The sequence below is a fragment of the Myxococcus stipitatus DSM 14675 genome, from assembly GCF_000331735.1.
Classification (GTDB): domain Bacteria; phylum Myxococcota; class Myxococcia; order Myxococcales; family Myxococcaceae; genus Myxococcus; species Myxococcus stipitatus.
Window position 1 is genome coordinate 6,446,301 of sequence record NC_020126.1, and the last position, 22,100, is coordinate 6,468,400.

Here is a 22,100-nt window from a genome sequence, read left to right on the forward strand (position 1 = left end):
CCAGGGGACGGGAGCGGCGGAGGGTTCACGAGGACTGAAGTACCAGACCGACTCTCCAAAACGAAACCGGCGCCGCACTTCAAACGAAGCGCGGCGCCAGGTCTCATCGAAGCGAAGGGCGTTCGATTAGTTGATGAGCTTGCTCATCTGCTGCGCGGCGAGCTCCGCCACGTTGCCCATGCCCTGCGGCGAGAAGCCCTGCTTGTTGGCCTTGAACAGGTCGCCCAGGAGGTCGGTGACCTTGCCCTGGCCCGTGGCCATCTTCATGCCCGCGTCCAGCAGCGAGTTGCCACCCGCGCCGTCCATCATTCCCTTGCCCGCGAACTTGCCCAGGATGTTCTTGAGCGCGCCGCCGCCGGGGATGAGGTCCGTGACGGAGCTCAGCGCCGCCTTCAGCGGGTTCTCGCCCTTGGCGAGCTTCTCCACGAAGCCCAGCGCCGCGCCGGCGATGGGGTTGACGGCGGAGAGGACCTGCTTACCGACATTCAGGATTTTACCGAGAAGTCCCATGGTCGTAGCCTCCTAAGGTTTTGACGGAAGAAAGTGGTTTTCGTGGGCGGCTGGGCCGCCAAAGTAAGCCTGACAGTGGAGTTATCGGAGACTCGCAGCAGAAGTTCCGTGGTGCCCGAGCGATTGTTCTGGAGCCTGGAAAAGCCTCTGGAAACAAGCGGTTGGAGCGGCGCACGGCTTCAGCGTCGGCTCAACCCACCTTTTTCTCGGAATTACCGGGAGTGGAGGCGGAGGCCGGGTTCTTTCGTGACTCAGGGGCTCCCAGCTGGGCCGCGTCCGTGGCCAGGGCCGACTTGAAGCGCTCATCCCCCTCCGCCGAGCTGAAGCCGTCCCGCTGGTGCGCGCGGCTGATGGCCACCTCGCCGGTGCGGAGCTTCTCGATGTGGTTCGCGATTTCGTCCACGGTGGGAGCGTCGGGGTACGCGGCCTTCAGCTCCTCGTCCGGAGTGATGGTGAGCTGGGCCGGCTTGTCGGGGTGCTGCGCGTAGTCGAGGATCTTCTCGACATAGGCCGCCACATCCACCTTCAGGAGCCGGGCCTGCTCCTTCACATCAGGGTTCTCCAGCAGCTCCGCGCGCAGCTCCGCGACGGGACGCCGCAGCTTCTTGGGCTCGGCCGTGTTCTCTCCGGACATGGTTCTCTCCAGGTACCCGCCATCCCAGAAGCCCATTGAAACCGGGCTTTCGGTGCGGTGCGGCATTCTGCTCGCGGACGCCCCCCTCGTGTCAAAGCGCCTTTCCCTGGAAGACCTGAGGGGAAACCGCAGTCCAGCGGGTGAGCTGCATGCGCAGCTCGCAGGTGTAGCGGCCTCGGGCGTCCTGGAGCCAGAGCTGCTCGGGGGCCGGGTACATCTCCTCCACGGACAGGCGCTCGGCCTCGCGCGACAGGTGGGAGAGCAGGTCCAGCGCGAAGGGGCTCGAGGTGTCGATGAGGTAGGGCTTGCGCTCCTTCGAGCTGCGCAGGAAGACGAACCGAGGCCAGCCTCGCTCGTTCCGCTCGCGCTGCGCGGCGAGGAACAAGTCGAACCCCGTGGCCTTCGCCAGCCGCGCCGACGACAGCTCCCAGCGCTCACGCTGGTACACCGCGCCGCCCACGCTCAACCGAGGCAGGTGACTGCCCTTCGTGCGCAGCGGGGCATGCAGCACCTGGGGATGCGCCAGCGCGGCGAAGGGCGGATAGGACGAGAAGTCGTCCAGCGGCAGGTACAGGTGGAGCCGCTCGCCGTGGCCATCCACCAGCCGCGGGCCCTGGGGCGTGGGCACCACCTTCACGTCCGAGGGAGTGAGGGCGCCCTCCTCCACGTCGAGCACGTCGGACACCGAGTAGACGAGTCGCCTGCCCGGGAAGACGTAGAAGCCCTTGTTGCGGCGGCGGATGGACAGGCCGACGAGTCCTCGCGCCGCGGGGTCCGCCTCCAGCCAACGCGAGGCCACCGCGGAGTAGCGCTCCTTCGACGGGAAGAAGGCGCTCAGCCAGCTTCGCAGCAGCAGGTGGTGGTGCACGCGTGCCAGCATCACCTCGAAGCCGGAGCCATCTTGCTTCGCGGCGAGGCAGACATCCGGCAGCGCGTACCGGCCTCCCGGCGTGGACGTGCCCAGGAAGTCCCAGGGCAAGGCGCGGTGGCGCGCGGCGTCCTCATCCAGGAGCACGGGCGGCACGGGAGAGAACCGGCTTCCGGAGACCTGGTCCGGTCGCAGGCGCACCGCGTAGTCCAGCAAGTCCAGCGGCCGCTCGTCCGAGCCCAGTGCGTCGCGCACCTGCTCGCGGAAGCCTCGCTGGACCTTCTCGCCATAGGCGGCCGACAGCTCGAGCGGGCCCGTCAGCGCGGCCTCGAGTTCCTCGGTGAAGCGACGCCCGAAGCGAAGGCGGAACGGAGAGCTGGCCTCTTCGTAGAGGATGAGCCGGTCCGCGTAGACCTGCCCGTCACCGCGCCGCGCGGGCTTGCCCGTGGCTTGTGTGAAGTGTGACTCCAGCTCCAGCAACAACACCCGACGGCGCGACAGGTCCGCCGACTCGAACTCGGCCTTCAGCCTCGCGAGCGTGTCCAACCGCTCCAGCCACCGCGTTCGCGCCTCCAGCTCCGGCGGCAGCGCGGCCACGGCGTCGCGCACGCTCTCGAAGGTGGTGAAGTCATTGGGGCGGAAGGGCAGGCCCCAGAGCAGCAGCGCGCCCTTCACCAGCGGCAGTGCGCTTCGCTCCACGTCCTCCACCGCGCCCCCCAGCACCTTCGCCGCGGCGGTGGGCGTGGGGTGTTCCTTCAGCACGGCGAGGAGCCGCTCCGCGGACTCCGACAGGGGCACCTCCAGCTTCAGCGCTTCGCACGCGGCGCGGCCGGGCGTCACGGTGAAGAGCGGATTGAGCCGCAGCGGCAGGTGCGCACGGACCGAGCGCTCACGCCCCACCGCGCGCGCCAGCTCCGTCACCGCCCAGAAGGAGAAGAAGGTGCGGCGGCGCGTGTCGCCGCTGGGCACCGTGCGCACGTCGAAGCCGTCCTCCTCCGTGCGCTCGCCGTAGGAGATGGGGCCGAAGAAGCTGGTCGTCTCGTTCTTCGCGCAGAAGCGCTGCAGGTACGTGTAGACCTGCCGCTCCACCCTGCGCGCATCGGAGGTGTCCTTGCGCGCGTCTCCGCGCAGGTAGCGGGCCCAGACGTTGTCGAACATCGCCGGGCTGGAGAGGAACACGGCCTCCTGGATGGCCGGGTCCGCCGCGCGCTCGCGCAACCGGGGGCGGAGGTCTGCCCGCTCCTGGGCGTAGCGCGCCTGGAGGGACTCGCGCCTCGCGAGGTAGCGCTCGAGGGAGTCACGAAGGGCCGGGTCATGCCGGGGCTTCAGCGCGGGACGAAGCCCTCGCTCCAGCGCGTCCTGGAGTGCCTGGCTCCCCGAGTCGTCACCGTGTGCGCGCACCGCGTCCACCAACGCGCGCTCCTCGACGAGCAACTGCCTCGCCTCCTCCACCACCGCGTCGGACACCCCGAGCGACTCCAGCCAATCGAAGGGGAAGCCCGCGTGCCGGAGCACGAACACGTCCCCCAAGGTCCAGCGTTCGCTCATCCGCGAGTCCTCTCCAGGATGGACTTCGACACCAACGTCTCCGCCCACTTCGCGCGGCGCGCTTCGGGCACCATCGACAACACCTCGGCCAACGGCGCGGGCTCGGTCCGCCGGGACAGCTCGGGCGCCATCCGCGCGTCCATCGCCAGCACGACACCCGTGCGGAGGTTCGCCGCGTACCAGGACGGCGTGCTCCCCCCTTCGAGAGAGGCCGGGAGCCGCACCACCGCGCAGTCCGAGTCCAGCCGGAGGTGCGTGGCGGGCCCGCGCTCCCACCTGGAGTGGAGCGCCAGGAACGCGCCCGCGACCCGGCCCGGGCTCAGCGGCGCTCGGCTCGACAGACGCCCCGCGAGCGAGGTGAGCACTTCTTGCAACTGTGCTGCGGAAATCGTCCCAGGGCGCTCGATGGGAACCGAGCGGCGGAGGTCGCGGTCCACCGGAGGCGTCCCTGGCACACCCCACCCGCGCACGACCTCGCTGTTCCGGGCCAGGCGCTCCACGGAGAGGTGGAACGGGCGCACTCCCGCCAGTGCGTCGAAGAACGACGAGGTCTCGTCCTCGAGCGCTGCCGCCGTGGAGTCCAGGACCGATGCATCCATCCCAGGCGCCCCCACCCACCACTCCGCGACGACGCGAACTCCGGCCACCTGCAGCCGCTCGAAGCCACGGTGAAGCAGGGCCCGGGGAATCCGCTGGTGGTCGATGTCCACCACGTGCTCCGGAGTGATGGCGCAGAACTCCACCACCGCCGTGTGACAGCCGCTCTCCACGAGCACGTCGGGCGTCGCCAGTGAGTTGAGCGACACATGCCCCGCCCACCGTGCGCCGCCCGTGAGAGCTCGAGCGCGCTCCAGCAGGGAGGCCTCACGAGCTTCGAGGCGCCGCGCATCGGAGAGCCAGACGATGGCCTCTCGGCTCGGCTCCGCCTCCAGCGGCACGACCCGCCAGCGCAGTGGAGGAACGTGCTCCGGAAAGGTGGCTCGCTGGAACGAGGGCATCCGCGCCAGCGCGTCGCGATGGGTCTCCGCGAAAGGCCCCGCGACCTCCAGCGCCACCTCCGCCGGGCACACCTGCGCCAGCGCCACGGCGGCGGGAAGCTGGAGGTCTCGCTCCAGCCACAACCGCACGCGCTCGGCCCCCGCGACTCGCGCGGCGAAGGTGGCCACTTCAGGGGCGTATGGCGTGGAGAGGGTCGCCGCGCGCTCGACATCCGCGCTGCGCTCCGTGGTGCCTGTCTCCAGCTCCACGTCATCCAACCGCAGCCGGACACCGTGGGATGGGCTCGAGAGCGCCGTCAGCACCGCGCCCAGGGCGCGCAGCTCCGCGAGGGGGCCTCGTGCTCGGAGGCCCTGCGCGACACGCAGCAGGAGCAGCTCTCGCATCGACCGCGGCGTCGGCGGAGCGCCCTCGCGAGCCTGGGCCTCGGCCTCGATGGCTTCAGCGGCGAAGACCCGGCGGGTCAAGCCTCTCGCCAGGTCCAGGGGTTGCCACCCCTCGGGTGTTTCAGGAACCAGCGTCACATCCCGGTGCGGAGGCAACACCCACCACTTCATGCCTCCTCCTCGGGAGATGGGAGCGGCTCCAGACGAGGGCTCATCGAAGGACCGCCCCACATCAACGTGCAGCGCAGCTCCACCGTGTGCCGGCCTTGGGGCCCTCGGAGCCAGAGCTGCTCCGGCCCGGGCAACATCTCCGAGAGGAGCACATCTTCCTTCTGCTCCAGCAGGTTGAGGAAGACGCGCAGCAAGGGCGGGCTGCGAACATCCACGAGCACGGGCTTCCGCTCGCCCTTGAACTTCGCGAAGACGCAGGTGGGAAGGCCCCGTGCGTCCCACAGGTTCACCGCGACCCGCAGCCGCGCTCGGTCGTCCTTGCACGCCAGCAGCGCGTCACGTGCCGAAGCATCCAGCCGCCACTGCTCGCGCTGCACCACCACGCCGCCCAGCGTCAGCCGAGGCGTGTGGTCGCCCATCGACACCCGCAGGGAGCGGATGCGCGGGAGCGAGAACGCGGTATGCACCGCGCTGTCCAGCTCGCCGTTGTAGAGGCACACCTCGGAGCCCAGCCGCTTCGACACCAGTCGCGCGCTCCTGCCGTCGCTCTCCACGAAGAGGTCGTCCAGCGGGATTCTCCAGGCGGCCGCACGCGAGCTCACGCCCCCCAGCTCCACCACCGGCCCCGGAAACTCCGAGGGCAGCAGCCCCGTGCGCCGCGACGGAAGCACCGTCACCAAGGGCACCGCGCGAGGCAGCACGCCCATCGCACGCACCATCGCGCTCTCCACCTTCGCGCGTGAGGGATGGAACTGGAGCGCCCAGCCCCACACGAGCGCCGTGTCGTGGATGTCCCCCATCACCAACGTGTACTCACCCCGCCCCCACGCCTCCACGTCGCGCGCGCCCACGAGCAGGTCCACCGACGTGATGAGCGGCAGGGTCCGCGAGGCATCCCAAGCCGGGCGCTCCACACTCCCCAGCTCCACCGAGGCCGCCCCCGCATCGGGAATCGCCTTCGCGAGCAGCTCCGCCACGGACGCGTCCAACGGCACCGGCACGTCCGCGGTGGTCGCCGCGACCTTCCAGAACGGAACCGTGCGAGAACCCACCCGCTGCGCCACCGCCGCGCGTGCGGCCTCCCGCGTGCGCCACCCCGCCTCCGCCATCCAGGCCAGCGCGGGCACCAGGCGCGTCTCCAGCTCACGCGCGCGCTCGCCGCTCACCTCGATGCGAAGGTCTCCGCCGCACTCCTCTCGCAGCGCGAGCCTGTCCTGGTAGAAGTTGTGCGACTCCGACGCGGGCCCTCGCTCCGTCGGAGGCACCACGCCCCACAGCTCCTTCACCCGCCGCGCGCACGCGTCCTGGAGCGCCATCTTCCCGCTCGCGTCCGCCGCGCCGTAGCGGGCCATCAACGCCAGCACCGAGCTCAAGCCCTCCACATGCCGCCGAGCCCCCGCGCCCGGCAGCGCGGCGACCCGCTCCGCCAGGTCATCCACCGGGTGGTGCACCGCCGTCGGCACCTCGAGCTGGTGCGTGAGCAGCGCCTTGTCACAGCCCAGCCGCAGCGCCTCTCGCGCGAGTCCCGGCGCCACCCCCAGCGACGAGGCCAGCGCCGCCAGCGTGCGCGTCCCATCCGCCAGCTCCACCAGCCGAGGCAGCAAGTCCTCCGCGCTCACCGGCATGGCGCCCGTCTTCCGCGCGGGCATCTCCGCGAACGCCTTCTTTCGCGGCACCAGCCACGAGGCGATGTCCGGGTCGAACGCAATCGCGCGAGCCACCCCCTGCACCCACCACGACGCCGCGAAGGTGTTGCGGCCCACCAGCGTCTCGGGGCCCGACCACTTCAGCGACACGCCGGTCGGCGCCTCCGGGTCCACCTGGCCGTAGTTGATGGGGCCGAAGAAGCCCATCGTCTCGTTCTTCGCGCACAGCCGCTGGAGGTAGCTCGCCACCTGCCTGCGCACCCGGGAGCCGCCTCGGCCCGCGAGCAGGTCCTTGGCCACGGGGGGACTGGAGCTGGCCACCGCCTCCAGGAAGCGCGGCTCACGGCACAGCGTGGCCAGCTGCGACTCCACCGCCGGAAGCTCCCGCTCCAGCGCCGCCGCGAGGCCCGCCTCCGCCTCCTGCGCCGCCGCCGCGCGCGTGTTCCAATCCGCGAAGCGCTCGGGGGACTCCATCCCCTCGGTGTCGACGGGGCGCCCCGCCTTGAGCGCGGAGAGGAGCTCGCGCGAGGGACGCCGCACCCGAGGCCCCTGCTCCCTCAAGGCCACCAACCCGCGCCGCTCCGACTCGAGGCGACGCGCCCACTCCGCCGACTCCGGGCAGCCCAGCCGCTCCAGCCAGTCGAACGGGAACCCCGTCGTGCGCACGACGAGGTGAGGGAACAGGGTCCAGCCCTTCATGGGTCACATGCCCTTCGACCTCCAGGGGCCCCCGACGCGAGGGCCCCGAGGTCTCGCATCGTGTTACCGAACCATCACGACAATCTCCTGCCCCGGCACCGCCAGTACCCAGTGCTTGCTCGCGGCTCCCGTACAGGCGACCTCCACCTCCAGCTCCCGACCGGCCTCGATGGCGGCTCTCGTCAGCGGCGTGCGCTGCGGCAGCGGGCTTCCACCCACCTTGACCTCACAGCCCGGCATGGTGCTCGACACGCTCAACGTGCCGCGAGTCCCAGGCTGAGGCATCGCGTCCGCGAGCGTGCGCACGTCAATCCCTTCCCGCTGCTGCGTGGTGCCGAACCGGCGCAGCCGCCCGTTCACCGCCGTGGAGATGAGCAGCGGGCCCGACGGCGACACCTCCAGCGTCGCCGTGCCGGGCTCCATGCGCACGCCACCGACGTACACGTGCTCGCCATCCTCCAGGTTGACGAACGGGGAGCCACCGCCGCGCAGCATCACCACGGCCACCACGGCCACCACCATCAGCACGCCCGCGCCGAGCGCCGCCCACTTCATCGGCGAGCTCTTGTCCGGCGTGGGCGCGACGGGAGCCTCGGGCACGGGGGCCGGAGGACGCGGCGCCGGCACCGGGCTCGGGTGGGAGGGAGCGGAGGCTCTCGGAGCCGGGGCCGGCCGAGGGGGTGCCCCCAGCGCCTGCGAGTCCGACGTGGACGGGCGCGGGGCCGCGGCGACGACGGGCTGTCCCGCCGTCGAGGGGCGGGGCGCCGGAGCCGGACGGGCCTCGGCCATGTGCGGAGGAAGCCCGCCGCCCGACACCACCAGGACCTCGGTCCGCTCCACGGTGTCCAGGTCGGACTCCGCGGGCGGCATCGGCGCGCGAGGAGGCATGGGCGCCGGACGCGGCGCCGCGGGAGGCTGCGGAGGACGGGCGGCGGCGGGCGCGGGGGGCTGCTGAGGACGCGGCGCCGCCACCGGTGGAGGCGTCATCGGACGGGATGCCGCCGGCGCGGGGCGCGGGGCACTTCCCGCCACGGGAGGCGCGGACATGCTCCCGCTGCCCGTGGGACGAGGCGTGCCGCCGACGATGGAGCCCTTGTTGGGCGTCCTGCCATCGACGGGGGCCGCCAGATCGCCGCTGCCCGTCCCCGTGGGCATGGGCTTGGAGTGCTCTCCCGTCCCCGTGCCGGAGGACGGCGCATACTCCACCAGGCGGTCGCCGAGCGTGTCCTTGAAGAACTGCGCCACCGCGGCGGGAGACGAGTTCAGGCGGTGGTGCGCCATCACCGCTTCAATCTCCTCGCGCATCGCCGCGGCGGACGGCGTGCGGCGCGCAGGGTCCTTCACCAGGGCGCGGAGGATGAGGTCGGAGACGTCCTGGGGGACGTGCGGCCGCAGCTGCGAGGGCACGGGCGCCGGCTCACGGACGATGGCGTTGAGCGTGGCCGCGTCGTGCTCGCGGCGGAACGGGAGCTGCCCGGTGAGCAGCTCGAAGAGGACGACGCCCAGGGCCCAGACGTCGTTGCGCGCATCCAGCGCCCGGCCGGACGCGGCCTCCGGGGAGATGTACGAAATCTTCCCCTTCAGCACGCCCGCCTGCGTGTTGTCCTCGCCCGCGACCTTGGCGATGCCGAAGTCGCTCAGCTTGATGGCGCCGTCCAGCGAGATGAGGACGTTGTGGGGGCTGACGTCCCGGTGCACCACCGGGTGCGGCGTGCCCGCGGGGTCCACGTAGGCGTGCGCGTAGTGCAGGCCCGCCGCCACCTCCGCGACGATGCGCAGCGCGTGCTCCAGCGGCAGCCCCAGGCCCTTGCGGCGCAGCTCGACGACCAGCCGCTTCAGGTCCGGCCCGCGCACGTACTCCATCAGGATGTACGCCACGCCGTCGGACACGCCCACGTCGAAGGTCTGCACGACGTTGGGGTGCGTCAGCCGCGCGTTGGCCCGCGCCTCCGCGAACAACATGTCCACGAACTCGGGGTTCTGCGCGAACTGCGGCAGGACCTTCTTCATCACCACGAACTTCTCGAAGCCCTTCACGCCCACCTGCTTGGCGAGGAAGACCTCCGCCATGCCGCCCTGCCCCAGGCGCTTGATGATGGTGAGCTTGGTATTGCCCAGCGAGTTGGAGAGGTCGGTGGGCGAGCCCTTGTTCGCCTGCGGGTCGACGTTGGCGGAGCCGAACAGGTACTGGCTGAGCGCACGCGCCTCCAGCGCCTCCAGGTCCTCCAGCGGCCTGTCCGTCAATTGCACCCGCGCGAGGAAGCCCTGGAACTGCGGCATGTGCGGCACCTGCGCGGTGCCGCCGCAGATGGGACACTCCCGAGCCATGCCCGTCTGCTGCGAGCGCAGCCGCGCCTGGTAGTCCGCGGCCAGGATGCGCTGGTGGCTCACCTGGCCGCAGTTGCGGCACTCACACGGCAGCCACAGCGTGGACAGCCGCGCCGGGAGTTGCTTCGCCGAGCGCGACAGCACGGCGAGCGCCGGCGGGGGCACGCGGCACAGCACCACCTGGGCGCCCTGCGCGGCCGTGTCCAGCACCTGCTCCAGCTTCGCCAGCGCCTCCGGCTCCACCTTGCTCACGTGGCTGAAGTCGAAGCCGACGCGGCCTTCCAACCCGGAGGCCAGGCGGCGCACGTTGAGGTCGCCCTTCAGCGCGCTGGCCAGGGTGACGAAGGTGATGTCGTCCTGGACGATCTTCAGGTGCTGCGGGAGCTCCGGCTGCTCCGTGGGCATGCTCGCGCGCAGGTAGCGCATCACCACGGGGTCCACGGTGCCGAACTGCTGGCGGCGCCCGTAGTCGAAGAACTCCTCCGGCTGGTCCGCGAACTCCAGCGGGTTGGAGCACACCGGGCAGCGGTGCGCCGGCGCGAGCCCCTCTGCGAGGACCTGCGCGTCGTCGACCAGGTTCACCACCCGCATGCGGTCTTCGCCGCAGGTGGAGCAGGAGTACGGGGCCAGGACGGAGAGCACCCGGGCCACGCCGGCGAAGCCCTCCACCATGTTGAGCTGGTCGACGACGACGGGGGGCGCGTGGACCACGTAGAGGCCCAGCGCTCCCGGGGGCAGCTTCGCCGCGAACTCAATCCACCGGCGGACACCGAAGGAGCTGATGCGGTCCACCCGCCCCAGGTCGACAACGAGGAGCCCGTTGAGCTCTGGCGTGGCCGACGTCAGCGGGAAGGTCTCGTCGATGACACCGGCAATCCGTACGTGGGTGATGGTACCCACACGGAGCCGGCTGATGATGGCGTTGGAACCCTGGCTATCCACCGACCCTGACCTCATGCAAACAGAACATCAGTGACTTGGGCTGGGCCGCGCGCCGCCGCGCGTCTCCCAGGTCCACCACGCAAACGACTCGCGACTCCCGCCCCACCACCACCCTCACCGCCACCGCGTCGCTGTGCTCGAGGATGCGCCGCAACCCCAGACCGGCGCCGCCGCCCGACGCGTCCACCTTCACCTTCCGCCCCCACCCCTCCAGCGCCCGGGCGAATGGACCCGGACGCAGTCCCCCGAAACGGTCCACGACCTCCAGCCATATCCGTCCGTCTTCCACCGCGAAGCGCAGCTCGCACGCGTCCTCGGGCTCCACCTCGCGCACCTCGGTGCGACGGTGTGCATAACGAGGAGCCCCCCGCGCATCCACTGGCGCATCGAGAAGCGCGTTGACGGCGATTTCGTGGGCGACATCCGCCGCCAGCCCCGCGGCGACCCGGCTGCCCTCCGAGGCCTCGACCGCCATCCCCACCGCCGTGGCCGCCAGTTGGACGTCCACCACCCCACGCAGCGGGTGGCACACCACCTCCGCCCGCTCCGGCAGCAGGGAGCCCTGGCGGAGGAGCACGCCCAACAGCCGCGCCTCCCACTGGGAAGGGCCGCCGTCCCGCTCGCGCGTCGCCAGGAGCAGCGCGGGCGGCTCGCGGTGAAGCCACTGCGCGTGCTCGGGCTTGAGCACGCCGTCGAAGAGCACCACGTCCCGGGGGCTCGACGGAGCCCCCAAGGCCTCCGGGAGGCCCGCCACGCCCTGCGCCAACAGGGGCGCCACCTGCTCGAGGGACGCCGCGGGCAGTGAGGCATCGGCAATCAGCAGGAGGCCCCCGGCCTCCAAGTGGGACGTGGTACTCAAACAGGGTGCCTAGTAGCGAACCTTGACTTCACTGAAGAAGGACTGGGGCGGAGCGGGGAAGCCGTGGGCTTCCTCGTAGGCCGCGTTGAAGAGGTTGGAGCCCAGGAAGGACACGGAGATGCCGTCGTAGACGTTGAAGCCGACGCGGGCGCTGGCGGTGATGTAGCCGGTCAGCTCCACGCGCTGGGTGGGCAGGCCCGTCGTCTCATCCACCTGGAAGCCCGGGTCGAAGCGCGGCCCGACGAACAGGGCGTACAGCTCCGCGAAGGCCACCTTGCCGATGTTGGTGCGGCCGCGCGCGTAGATGCGGTGGGTGGGCGCGTAGTCCAGCCGCGTCTCCGGCATCTCGGTGTCGTAGGGCACGCTCTTCGCGTCGAGGAACTGGTAGGCCACGTCGAAGGAGGAGTTGATGGACGGAATCTGCGCCGCCGCCTCCAGCTCGAAGCCCGCGATGCGCGCGTTGCCCTGGTTGCGGAACTGGGACACCGAGCCGAAGACGAGCTCCTGATTGATGAAGTTGTTGGCCACGTTGTAGAAGCCCGTGCCCGTCAGGCGCACCCGCCGGTCGAAGGGCCAGAAGTCCACCGCGGCCTCGAAGGTGTCGAGCGTCTCCGCGCGCAGGTCGGCGTTGCCCATCAGGGTGGACGCGTACATCTGCTGGTTGATGGCGAGCTCCGCCAGCGTGGGCGCCCGGAAGGCGCGGCCGTAGTTGGTGCGCAGCGTGAGCAGCTCCGGCACCGCGTGGAAGACGACGCTGGCGCGCGGCGAAATCTGGTCCGTGCGCTGACGCCAGACCTTCTCGGGAATCGCGTAGCGGTCGTAGCGGGCCCCCGCGCTGAACACCAGGCGCTCGAACGGGCGGTACTCCGCGTCCACGAAGCCGCCGTAGATGGTCTGCTTGGTGTCGTCCAGCGTGAGCTCCGGCAGCACGTTGGGCACGTTGACGTTGTCGAACTTCACGTCGCCGCCCACCGTCACGGAGACCGGGCCCGCCGAGTACAGCGCGCGAACCTCACCGCCCAACCGGCGGCGCTTGCCCAAGGCGCGCGTGGGCTCGCCACCGAAGGCGCTCTCCATCTGCACGTCGCGGCGCTTGAAGAAGCCGTACGCCTGGCCGAACACGCGCAGGTTGTCCGTCACCTGCTGGTCCACCTGGGCGGAGGCGTTGAAGTTCTGGACGGACTCCTCGTCGTTGGGCGTGTAGTGGCAGCGGCCGCAGTTGCCCACGGTGGAGATCTGCCCGTGCGTGCCACCCGGCCGGCCGATGCTCGCGTCCGTGAAGTCCGCGTCGAGCGCCAGCGGGCCCACGCGCACCTTGCCGTTGACCTGGTGCACCATCGAGTCCTGGTTCTTGTCCACCAGGCCCGTGGCCGCGTCGTTGAAGAGCTGCGGACCGTCGGAGCCGTAGCCGTAGTAGCCCAGCAGCGCCTCCACCGGCCCGCCGCGGCCCGCCGCGGTGCCGTGCACGCGCCACGTCTGGTCCTGGCCCGCCAGCACGCGCGCCTCCATGCCCACGTTGCGGCCCGGCGCAATCAGGTCGGCGGGCTGACGCTCGATGATGTTGATGACGCCGCTGAAGGCGTTGGAGCCGTACAGCGAGGAGCCCGGGCCCCGGATGACTTCCACCTGCTTGAGGTTGACCAGCGGCGTCGTCTCATCCGCGTAGAACTGGCCCGTCCACGGGTCCGTCAGCGGGCGGCCGTCCTTGAGCAGCAGCAGGCGGTTGGACAGGTAGTTGGAGCCCAGGCCGCGCGCGCTCACCGCCGCCTTGCGCATGGAGCCCCGGCGGCACTCCATGCCGGGGAAGTACTGGATGGCCTCGCAGAGCGAGAACTGGCCCGTGCCTTCCAGCTCCTCGGCGGGGATCCACGACACGGTCAGCGGCACGTCCGCGATGCGCTGGTTGCGCTTGGAGGCCGTCGTCACCACCGCCTCGCTCAGGACGCGGTTGACGGACTCCTCCAGCGGATCGGCGCCCGCGGTGGGGTCCAGGCTCGCCAGACCCGAGGGGGGCGGCAGCGGCCGGTCCATGGCGGGCTCGGCGAACGGCGCGCTGATGGGCACGTTGTCCCGGGCGACGGGCGCGGGCGTCGGGCTGGCCGGCAGCACCGCGCTCTGCGAGCCCGTCGCGGGGGCCGTCACGTCCAGGGTGCTGGCGGTGGAGGGGGCGGTGCGCACCGGGGCGGCCACGGGCGCGGCGGGAGCCGGCGTGGGCTGCGTCTCCACCATCGGCGTGGGCTCGACGGGCACGGGGGGCTCGGCCACCACCGGCTCGCTGGGCGAGAGGGACGGGTCGTTCGTCTCGGGGCCTGCGCCCAGCACCGGAATCTCCGACGCGGCGGGGGCCTCCTCCACCTTGGGGGCCTTGCGCGACTTCGGGGGCTTCTTCGCCGTGCGCGCGGGCTTCGTCCCCGCGGGCTTCGCGGTGGCGGCGGGCTTGGTTCCCGGCGTCGCCACGCGCTTCTTGCGCTTCACCTTCGGCGCGGACTCGGACGTGGCCGTGGAGGACTGGGCCTGGGCCAGCGACGGATGGGCCACCGCCAGTGCGCAGAGCAGGATGGACCACGGAAGAATCGCGCGCGGACCTCGGCGCCCCGCGTGAACTCCCACCGCACCTCGCAGCGGCTCACCAGACACATTCGAGTGCATCGTTCTCTCATCCGCGAATGGGAGGGGCCCCTCGCGGTCCTGTACGCCCCGGGTGGCGGGCGCGGCGCCAGGGCAATCGGTCTTTTGGGACGAATCCGCCCACCTGCTCGCACGCGCCGTCAGGAGGCAAGCTACCCCAGAGGCCTTGCTGGGCCAAGTCGGTGATTCTCAGACCCTGAAAATCAAGAGTGCGGGACCCTTCAGAGTGTACGTCGCCGCCGATTCCCAGGTTACGAAAGCAAGGCCCACCCCTTCAGTCATCCGGTTGCTCAGCCGAGACAGCCAGGTCCCCCGCGAACGACGGCAGCGACGGACCCAGCTCCTCCGCGCGCACCAGCGCCTGGGTGGACACGCGCGCATCGGCCGCGTCCGCGAACACCGGCTGGCGGCGCGGCGGCCCCTGGGTGACGAGACGTCGGAAGTCCTCGAACTCCTTGCCCTGGATGCGAGCGAAGGCCTCGAACGGAGCCACCGCGCCGACGCCCGGCAGGGCCGTGTCCAGGGCCGCCCGGTGGTTGCGCAGGTCGACCAGGACGGCGCCCGGGAGGCGCGAGCTGCGGAAGAGGACACGGACGTCCTTGTCCTTGGGGACATGGGACACCGGCACCAGGGCGGCCTCCGCGCCCTTGGCCTCCAGCATCTTCAGCGCGGACTCCACGTTGGGCACCGGGGCCAGCTTGAAGTGGCGCTGGGCGTCCAGGTCTCCCCCGAGGACGGCGTGGGTGACGAACTTGGGGTCCGTCGGACCCGCCCCCTTCACCAGGGCCAGGCGCTTGCCGGCGAGGTCCTTCACGGAGCCGCGCTGGGTGGAGACGATGGCCCAGCGCTGCTGGGACTCACCGGGGCGAGAGGCCCAGGCCAGGGGTGTGGCGCGCGCGCCCAGCTGCACGGCGGCCCAGCCCTCCACGACGGCGAAGTCCACCAGGCCGTCGGAGATGGCGCGGGAGAAGTCCTCGTAGCGGCCGAAGCTCTTGGCCGCGACGGGGCGTCCCATGGACTCGGTCAGCTTCGCGGCCAGGGCCTCCGCGTACTGGAAGCGCTCCTGGCCGTCGCTCAAGGTGGTGGCCAGGAAGACGCCCAGGGTCGTCTTCTTCGGGGCCGGGGCCGCGCTCGCGGGAGCGCTCAGACAGAGGGCCAGCGCGAGGCCGGCCAGGACGAAGCGAGGCATCTTCATGGGGTGGTGTCCTCCACGGTGGCTCCGGTCGCCGCCGAGGAGCCCGCGGGCTCGGCGAGACCATGGAGGCTCTGCAGGCGTTCCTTCCACTCGCGCACTTGGGCCATGCGCGGCCCGGAGCCGGAGGCGAGGTAGCGGCGCCAGGCGTCCACGGCCTCGGCGGGCTCGTGGCGGCGCTCCTGGGCGTCGATGCCCAGGTTGAGCGAGGCCACCGCGACGGACGACTCCAGCTTGCGCCACGTGGCCAGCGCGTCCGCCGACTTGCCCTTGCGCCAGTCGACGCAGGCCAGGTTGTGCTGGAGCACCGCGTCCTCGGGCTCGGTGGCGAGCGCGGCCTTGAGCGCCTTCTCCGCGCCCTTCATGTTGCCAGCCGAGTAGGCCAGCGAGGCCTCGCGGCGGTGGAGCGCGCCCGTCATGGACACGAGCCACTTGGGCTGTCCGGGCATCGGCTTCTTCGCCGCGGCGGTCAGCTGCTTGCGCGCGGCGGCCACCTGTCCCTTCTTGTAGAGGGCGAAGGCGTCCGCCAGGGCGCGCGTGTTGGGCCAGGCCCAGGGCTGCGCGGGCGTGAGGGCCTTCTTCAGGGCGGCGCTGGCCTCGGCGTGACGTCCCGACTCCGCGCGCGTCAGGCCGCGAGCGAAGAGGACCAGCTTCGCCAGGTCCGAGCGCTTGCCGGTGCCCAGCTTGTCCACCGCGTCGAGGTCCCGGTCGGCGCCCTCGATGTCACCGGCCTCCAGCCGGGACAGCGCGCGACGCACGAGCACGCGAGGCAGGTTGGCCTGGGCCACGCCCGCGGCCGAGCGCGACGGGCCCACCTCGGTGAGGCGCTGCACGGCGGCATCCACCTGCCCCAACTCCACCTCCGCGAGCGCGGCGCCCACCGACGCCTCCGCCTGCTGGTCCGGCTCCTCCGTCTGCTTCCCGGAGCGCTCGAAGGCCTCGAGCGCCGCCTGCGCGTCCCCGGCCCCCAGCCGCGAGTAGCCCAGCAACAGCTGCTCCCGCCAGGTAGCGCCCGGAAGCGTCGCGCCCTGCTCCATCACCTTGCGCGCGTCGCCATAGGCCCGCGTCTCCATCAGGGCCGCGGTCAACCGACGGGCCATGAGGACACTCCGGTCCAGGTCGAACGCGCGTCGCAGGTCGCGCACCGCATCGTCCGCCCGCCCCGCCCCGCTCCGGTCTCGAGCGCGGTGGGCCAGCGCGCGCGCCAGCCACTGCTTCGCGCCCGCGTGGTCCGGCTCCGCGACGAGCGCGCTGCCGTAGTCCTCGATGGCCTGGTCCCACTGTCCGGTGGCGAAGTGGTCCGCGCCCAGCAGCATCCAGCCCAGCGCCTGGCGGGGCACCATCTCCACGACGCGGCGATGCACCTCCACCGCGCGCTGGAAGCGGCCGGCGCGACGGTTGACGGAGCCCAGCGAGGCCCACAGCTCCACGCTGCTGGCCCCCGAGCGCACCGCGGCCTCCAGGAACTGGATGGCCTCCTCGTGGCGCCCCTGCGCCTGGAGCGCCTTGCCCACCGCCATCTGTCCCAGCACCAGTCCGGGCTGGAGCTCCAGCACCTTGCGGTAGGCCTCCTCCGCGGCCGGGGCCTGCTTCTGCGCCAGCCGCACGTCACCCAGGAGCAGGTACGCGGCGGGCGTCGCGCCCAGCTTCGCCACCGCCACCGCCTGCGCCTCCGCGCGCGGCAGCTCGCCCGACGCCAGGTACAGCCGGGCCAGCTTCTCCCGGGGCTCGGCCACCTGCGGGAAGCGCGTCGTCACGCCCTCCAACAAGGTGCGCGCCTCGGCCGGCTTGCCCTCCAGCTCCAGCACGCTGGCCAGCCCCAGCTGCACGGAAGCCGACTCCGGCCGCCCCGCCTGCGCCTGGGTGAACGAAGCGCGCGCGGCCGCCACGTCCCGGCGCAGCACGTGCGCGCGGCCCAACAGCTCGTGAATCTGGTGGTCGTTGGCGGAGAGCTTCGCGGGGCGCAGCGTCAGGTAGCGCCGCAGGCGCGTCACCGCGGCGTCACCCTGCTGGGCGAAGAGGTAGTAGCTGGCCAGGTAGTAGTGGACGATGAGGTGCTCGGCCTGGTCCGCCGAGGACACCTGCTCCAGCAGCGGCACCGCCTCCGGGAAGCGGCGCAGCTTGAAGAGGGCCACGCCCAGGGGATACGCGAGCGACAGCTCGGACGGGTTCGCGGCCTGCACGGACTTGATCCGCTCCACCGTGCGCGTCCAGTCCTGGAGCGCGTTGGCGACGGCGCCCACCCCCGCGGCGGCCGTGATGGAGCCCGGCTCCGCGGCCAGCGCCTGCTCATAGAGACCCAGGGCCTTGCGGTACTTCTCCTCGGCGTCCTTCTTGTCGCCGGAGGCGCTCGCCGCGCTGGCGGACACCTGAGCCGACTCGCCCTCCTTCACCAGCCGCTGCGACTCGGACATGGGCGGAGGCCGGTACTGCGCCAGTGCGGGAGGCCCCGAGAGCGAGGCCAGCAGCGCGAGCACCGACGTCAGGCGTCGCGGGGAGGACAGGGGTGTGCGGCGGCGCATGCGGTTCGTCCAAGGTCAGACGGGGCTGTACTCGGCCACGACGACGGTGATGTCGTCGCGCTGCGGGAGTCCCGCGCTGAAGGCTCGAGCATCCGCGAGCAGTGCTTCACGCACCGCCTCCGCGGAGAGGTGGGCGTGGGCCTGGACCGCGGCGGCCAGGCGCTGCGTTCCATAGAGGCGGCCCGAGCCATCGCGCGACTCGGTGAGGCCGTCCGTGTACCAGACGACGATGTCGCCGGGCCGCAGCTGTGCCTGGCGGGACGTGAACTGCGACGACACGGACGCGCCCAGCAGCGGGCCTCGCGCAGGCAGCGACGCCGTCTGGCCGGAGTGCTTGTTGTAGACGAGCGGGCTGGGGTGCCCTCCCGCCGCGTAGTCGATGTAGCCGTTGGACACGTCGATGACGGCCAGCGCGCTGGACATCTGGTGCTCGCCGCGGCCCACGTTGGCCAGCGTCACGTTGAGCGCGGTGATGAGCATCCGCGCGTCGACCTCCGAGGGCTCGCGCAGCGTCATCGCGGAGGCGAAGCCGCTGGTGGCGCTCGTGGCGACGAGCGACGTGGAGAGCCCATGGCCCGTCACGTCGCCGATGCCGATGACGACCCGCTGCGCGTCCAGCGCGGCGCGGAACCACCAGTCGCCACCACACGCGTCCGCCGTGACGACGAGGCCCGCGATGCGCAGCGGCCCCACCTGCACGGCGTCACGTCCGGGGAGCAGCGTCTCCTGGACGGTGCGCGCCAGCGACACCTCGCGCTCGAGCTGCGCCTTGGCGCGCACGTCATCCAGGAGGACCTTGATGCGCTCGGCCATGTGGTTGAACACCACGCCCAGCGTGCGCACCTCGCGGCCCGCGCCCGGCGCCGTCTGCGTGCGCGCGGCCAGGTCCCCGGCGGCCAGCTGCATCACCTTGCCGGTGAGCACGCCCAGCGGACGGGTGATTCGTCGGCTCTGGAAGGCGGCGACGACTCCCGCCAGCACCACGAAGCCGAGCCCCAGCACGAGCATGCGCAGGGTGTTGGCCCTGACCGTGGCCTGCTTGTCGCGCTCGAGCACCTCCAATTGTTCCTGGAGCGAGCGCAGCGAGTAGCTGATGACCACCAGCCCCTTGCCGCTGCTGGAGCCGTAGTCGATGGGCTCCTGGATCTCGTACACCGCCTGGTTGCGGTAGAAGGCCTGGACCAGGCGCTGCTCGGCGGTGCGCGGATTGGGCGCCTCGGCGTCCGGGGCTCCCGCCACCTTCTCCTCGCTGTCCGCCATCACCAGCCCCTCCGGGTCGAGAATCTGGACGCGGAGGATGTTGGGGTTGGTGGAGACGATGGAGCCGGCCACGCCCTCCAGGAAGGCGTAGTTGTTGTCGCGCAGGTTGGTGACGGAGGTGAGCGCCAGCGTCTGGCCCACCGTCCGGCCCAGCTCGCGGGCCTGCTCCTGGATGCGCTCGGTGGAGCGGCGAGCGGTCTCCTCGAACTGGGACTGGGTGGAGGCCACCGACAGCGCGGCCAGCAGGCCGACGATGACCACCACCAGCGCCGTGGTGGTGAGCAGGAGGATCTGGTCCAGCCGAGGGCCACGGATGGCCGCGACGTTGGGCAGCTCCCCCGCTTCGAGCGGCGCGATGAGCGTGCTCGTCGACTCCGCGTGGGGAAGGCCCACGCCGCCGTGGAGGCGCGTGGAGGTGGACTCGGTCGTACCCGTGATTTCCCGGGTCCCCGTCCGCTCCGCGGACGAAGAGGCTGTTCCTGGGGACGTTCCGGGCTCGGGTTCGGGGTTCAGACGCGTGTTCGTGCTGGAGGACAAGGACACACCCGGAAGACAACGCCTGGGGGCGGTTGCGGAAGGGGGCCGACTCTAGCGCACTTCCCCGGGTTCGCGAGACCTTGCCTCACGGTGTTGACTACCATCCCAACCCCATGAAGCCCCTCTTCCACGTCGGCGGGTTTCCCGTACGCGTCCACCCGTTCTTCTTCCTCTCCGCGCTCGCGACGGGTTGGGGGGTGGGCCTCGCGCCGGAGCGGTGGGCCTTGTGGATGGGCGTGGCGTTCGTCTCCGTGCTGCTCCACGAGTGCGCGCATGGCTGGGTCCTGCGGCGGTTCGGCGCCGATGCCCGCATCACCCTCCATGGGCTGGGCGGAACCACCGAGAGCACCCGCGAGGTGAGCCATCGCCAGGCCGTGGGGGTGAGCCTCGCGGGCCCCGCGATGGGGCTGGTGCTGGGCGGCCTTGCGTGGACGGTGTCCCGCGCCACGGCCCCGGAAGCGGGAGGCCTCGCGCACGAGGTGGCGCGGCAGGTCCTCTGGGTCAACCTGGGCTGGGCGCTCATCAACCTGCTGCCGGTGCAGCCCCTGGATGGAGGAGACGCGCTCGCGTCGTTCGTGCGGGCCCGTGCGGGCTCCCGCCATGAGCGCGCGCTGCGCATCCTGGGCATCGGCACGTCGGCGGTGATGCTCGGCGGGGCCCTCTGGAGCCGCACCGTCTGGGTGGGCCTGCTGGCCGTGCTGCTGGGATGGCTGAACGTTCGGCAACTTCGACGGCTCCCCCCGCCCCGCCCCGCGCCCGTCCGCCGCATCGCCTCGCAGCGCCCCTCCGCGGAGGGCGCCGTCACGCTCGACGAGCTGCTGGGACGCGGCGCCAGCGCCCCGGCCGGCGGTGGGGAGGCCAGGCCGCCAGGCCCCCGAGCCTCCTCCGTGCAGGAGCGACTTGCCCGCCAGGAGCAGGAGGAACCCGAGCTGCCGCCGGACTCGGCCGCGGTGGGCCAGCTGCTCCTCGACAGCGGGCTCGCGGCCCTGGCGGTGCGCCCGCTTCAAGAAGCCTTCGACCGGGAGCCCTCGGCCCACGCGGGCCACGCGCTGGTCCTCGCGCTGCTGGAGGCGGGCCGCACCGCGGAGCTGTGCGCGCTGCTGTCCGGGCCCCACGCGGCGCACCTGTCCGAGGGGACCCTGTCCACCATCTCCGCCAGGGCGGGCCAGGACCCGGGGCTAACGGACCGCGTCACACTCGCGCGACAGACCCGGGCTCCTAAGTCGGATGAGCGAGGCTGATTGCCGCGCCGCGCCACCGGCCCCCGTTTGAGCGAGGGGCCAACAGCCCGGCATCTGGGTGCTTGAGACATGGGGCCTCATCCGGGTTATAGGGGCGTCCCCTCCAGCCAGAGGAAGCCCGCGCGTGTCTCGACCCCGACTCATCAAAGAATCATCCGCGCCGCTCCCGCTCGACAGGGAGCTGCTGGTTCGTATCCACGACCTGATGGTCAAAACGCGCGTCCTCGAGGAGCGCCTCATCCAGATGTACAAGCAGGGCCACGGCTACTTCTGGATTGGCGGACCGGGCGAGGAGGCGTTCAACGTCCCGCTGGGCCTGCTGATGAAGAAGGGCCAGGGCCCCGAGTACGACTACCTCCACGCGCACTACCGCCAGTCCGGCACGCTGCTCGCCCTGGGCGAGGAGCCCATCGGCGCCCTGCGGCAGATGAAGAACACCGCGTCGGACCCGTACTCCGGCGGCCGCAACTTCGCGGGCCACTTCTCGCTGCGCAAGTACAACGTGGCCCCCGTCAGCTCGCCCATCGAGGTGCAGTACTCCATCGCCCCTGGCACCGCGATGGTGCAGAAGCGCGTGGGCGGCGACGGCATCACCATCGTCACCGGCGGCGACGCCGGCACGGCCGAGGGTGATTTCGCCACCTGCCTCGTGTGGAGCAGCCGCCCCGCCAACCCGTTGCCGGTGCTCATCATCGTCACCAACAACAAGTGGGGCATCTCCACCGCGGGCGAAGGCCAGCACGGCGAGACGCGCGTCAGCGAGCGCGGAAAGGCGTTCAACATCCGCTCGAAGACCATCAACGGCAACGACCCCGTGGAGGCCTACCTGGAGCTGAAGGAGGCCATGGAGTACGTGCGCACGGAGCGCAAGCCGTTCCTCCTGGAGGCCAACGTGTCGCGCCTGTACGGGCACTCGTCCGCGTCCGGCGCGAACTACGTGACGGAGGAAGTCGACTGCCTCAAGGACTTCGAGAAGCGCCTGGAGCAGGACGGCGTGCTCACCCGTCAGCAGATGGACGACCTGCGCAACCGCTACACCGAGGACATGGCCGCCGCCGCCCGCATCGCCCGGGACGAGCCGCTGCCGGAGCCCGAGAGCATCTGGAAGCACATCTTCGCGGAGGACAAGTAAC

13 protein-coding genes are annotated in these 22,100 nt (G+C 71.5%); 2 read left to right on the plus strand and 11 right to left on the minus strand.

Translation table 11 applies throughout. The features are described from left to right. Positions 1–126 precede the first annotated feature (126 nt). From MYSTI_RS24810 to MYSTI_RS24860, 11 genes are all read right to left on the minus strand, one after another. Complete coding sequence (locus MYSTI_RS24810; RefSeq protein WP_015350551.1) at positions 127–510, minus strand: hypothetical protein; 384 nt, start codon at positions 508–510, stop codon at positions 127–129. Between the two features lie 190 nt (positions 511–700). Next, positions 701–1,144, minus strand: coding sequence for a hypothetical protein (locus tag MYSTI_RS24815; RefSeq protein WP_015350552.1), 444 nt, complete (start codon positions 1,142–1,144; stop codon positions 701–703). A gap of 91 nt (positions 1,145–1,235) precedes the next feature. After that, positions 1,236–3,560, minus strand: coding sequence for a lantibiotic dehydratase (locus tag MYSTI_RS24820; RefSeq protein WP_015350553.1), 2,325 nt, complete (start codon positions 3,558–3,560; stop codon positions 1,236–1,238). Then, positions 3,557–5,113: a hypothetical protein gene (locus tag MYSTI_RS24825; protein WP_015350554.1), complete on the minus strand. Its 1,557-nt coding sequence runs from the start codon at positions 5,111–5,113 to the stop codon at positions 3,557–3,559. The genes MYSTI_RS24820 and MYSTI_RS24825 overlap by 4 nt, the downstream gene beginning before the upstream one ends. Next, entirely contained in the window at positions 5,110–7,458 is a 2,349-nt protein-coding gene (locus MYSTI_RS24830) for a lantibiotic dehydratase (RefSeq protein WP_015350555.1), read from the minus strand. Before MYSTI_RS24830 ends, MYSTI_RS24825 begins: the two co-directional genes overlap by 4 nt. A gap of 63 nt (positions 7,459–7,521) precedes the next feature. Beyond that, positions 7,522–10,728 carry a serine/threonine-protein kinase gene (locus tag MYSTI_RS24835; RefSeq protein ID WP_015350556.1) on the minus strand — a complete coding sequence of 1,069 codons (3,207 nt, stop codon included), beginning with the start codon at positions 10,726–10,728 and terminating at the stop codon, positions 7,522–7,524. Further along, on the minus strand, positions 10,721–11,587 hold the full coding sequence (locus MYSTI_RS24840) for a hypothetical protein (RefSeq protein ID WP_015350557.1): 867 nt from the start codon (positions 11,585–11,587) through the stop codon (positions 10,721–10,723). The genes MYSTI_RS24835 and MYSTI_RS24840 overlap by 8 nt, the downstream gene beginning before the upstream one ends. 9 nt (positions 11,588–11,596) lie before the next feature. Further along, positions 11,597–14,236 (minus strand): TonB-dependent receptor plug domain-containing protein, encoded by a 2,640-nt coding sequence (locus MYSTI_RS24845; RefSeq protein ID WP_015350558.1) that lies wholly within the window; start codon positions 14,234–14,236, stop codon positions 11,597–11,599. A 253-nt stretch (positions 14,237–14,489) separates the two neighbouring features. Beyond that, positions 14,490–15,410 carry a PhnD/SsuA/transferrin family substrate-binding protein gene (locus tag MYSTI_RS24850; protein ID WP_015350559.1) on the minus strand — a complete coding sequence of 307 codons (921 nt, stop codon included), beginning with the start codon at positions 15,408–15,410 and terminating at the stop codon, positions 14,490–14,492. After that, positions 15,407–17,929 carry a tetratricopeptide repeat protein gene (locus tag MYSTI_RS24855; RefSeq protein ID WP_015350560.1) on the minus strand — a complete coding sequence of 841 codons (2,523 nt, stop codon included), beginning with the start codon at positions 17,927–17,929 and terminating at the stop codon, positions 15,407–15,409. The genes MYSTI_RS24850 and MYSTI_RS24855 overlap by 4 nt, the downstream gene beginning before the upstream one ends. Before the next feature lie 15 nt (positions 17,930–17,944). Further along, a complete protein-coding gene (locus tag MYSTI_RS24860) occupies positions 17,945–19,726 on the minus strand; it encodes a PP2C family protein-serine/threonine phosphatase (protein ID WP_015350561.1) in 1,782 nt (593 codons plus the stop codon). A 113-nt stretch (positions 19,727–19,839) separates the two neighbouring features. Here MYSTI_RS24860 and MYSTI_RS24865 point away from each other — a divergent pair, with 113 nt between their 5' ends. Both MYSTI_RS24865 and MYSTI_RS24870 read left to right on the plus strand, forming a co-directional pair. Then, on the plus strand, positions 19,840–20,967 hold the full coding sequence (locus MYSTI_RS24865) for a zinc metalloprotease (RefSeq protein WP_015350562.1): 1,128 nt from the start codon (positions 19,840–19,842) through the stop codon (positions 20,965–20,967). A 124-nt stretch (positions 20,968–21,091) separates the two neighbouring features. After that, complete coding sequence (locus tag MYSTI_RS24870; protein ID WP_015350563.1) at positions 21,092–22,099, plus strand: thiamine pyrophosphate-dependent dehydrogenase E1 component subunit alpha; 1,008 nt, start codon at positions 21,092–21,094, stop codon at positions 22,097–22,099. The last annotated feature ends 1 nt before the right edge of the window (position 22,100 follow it).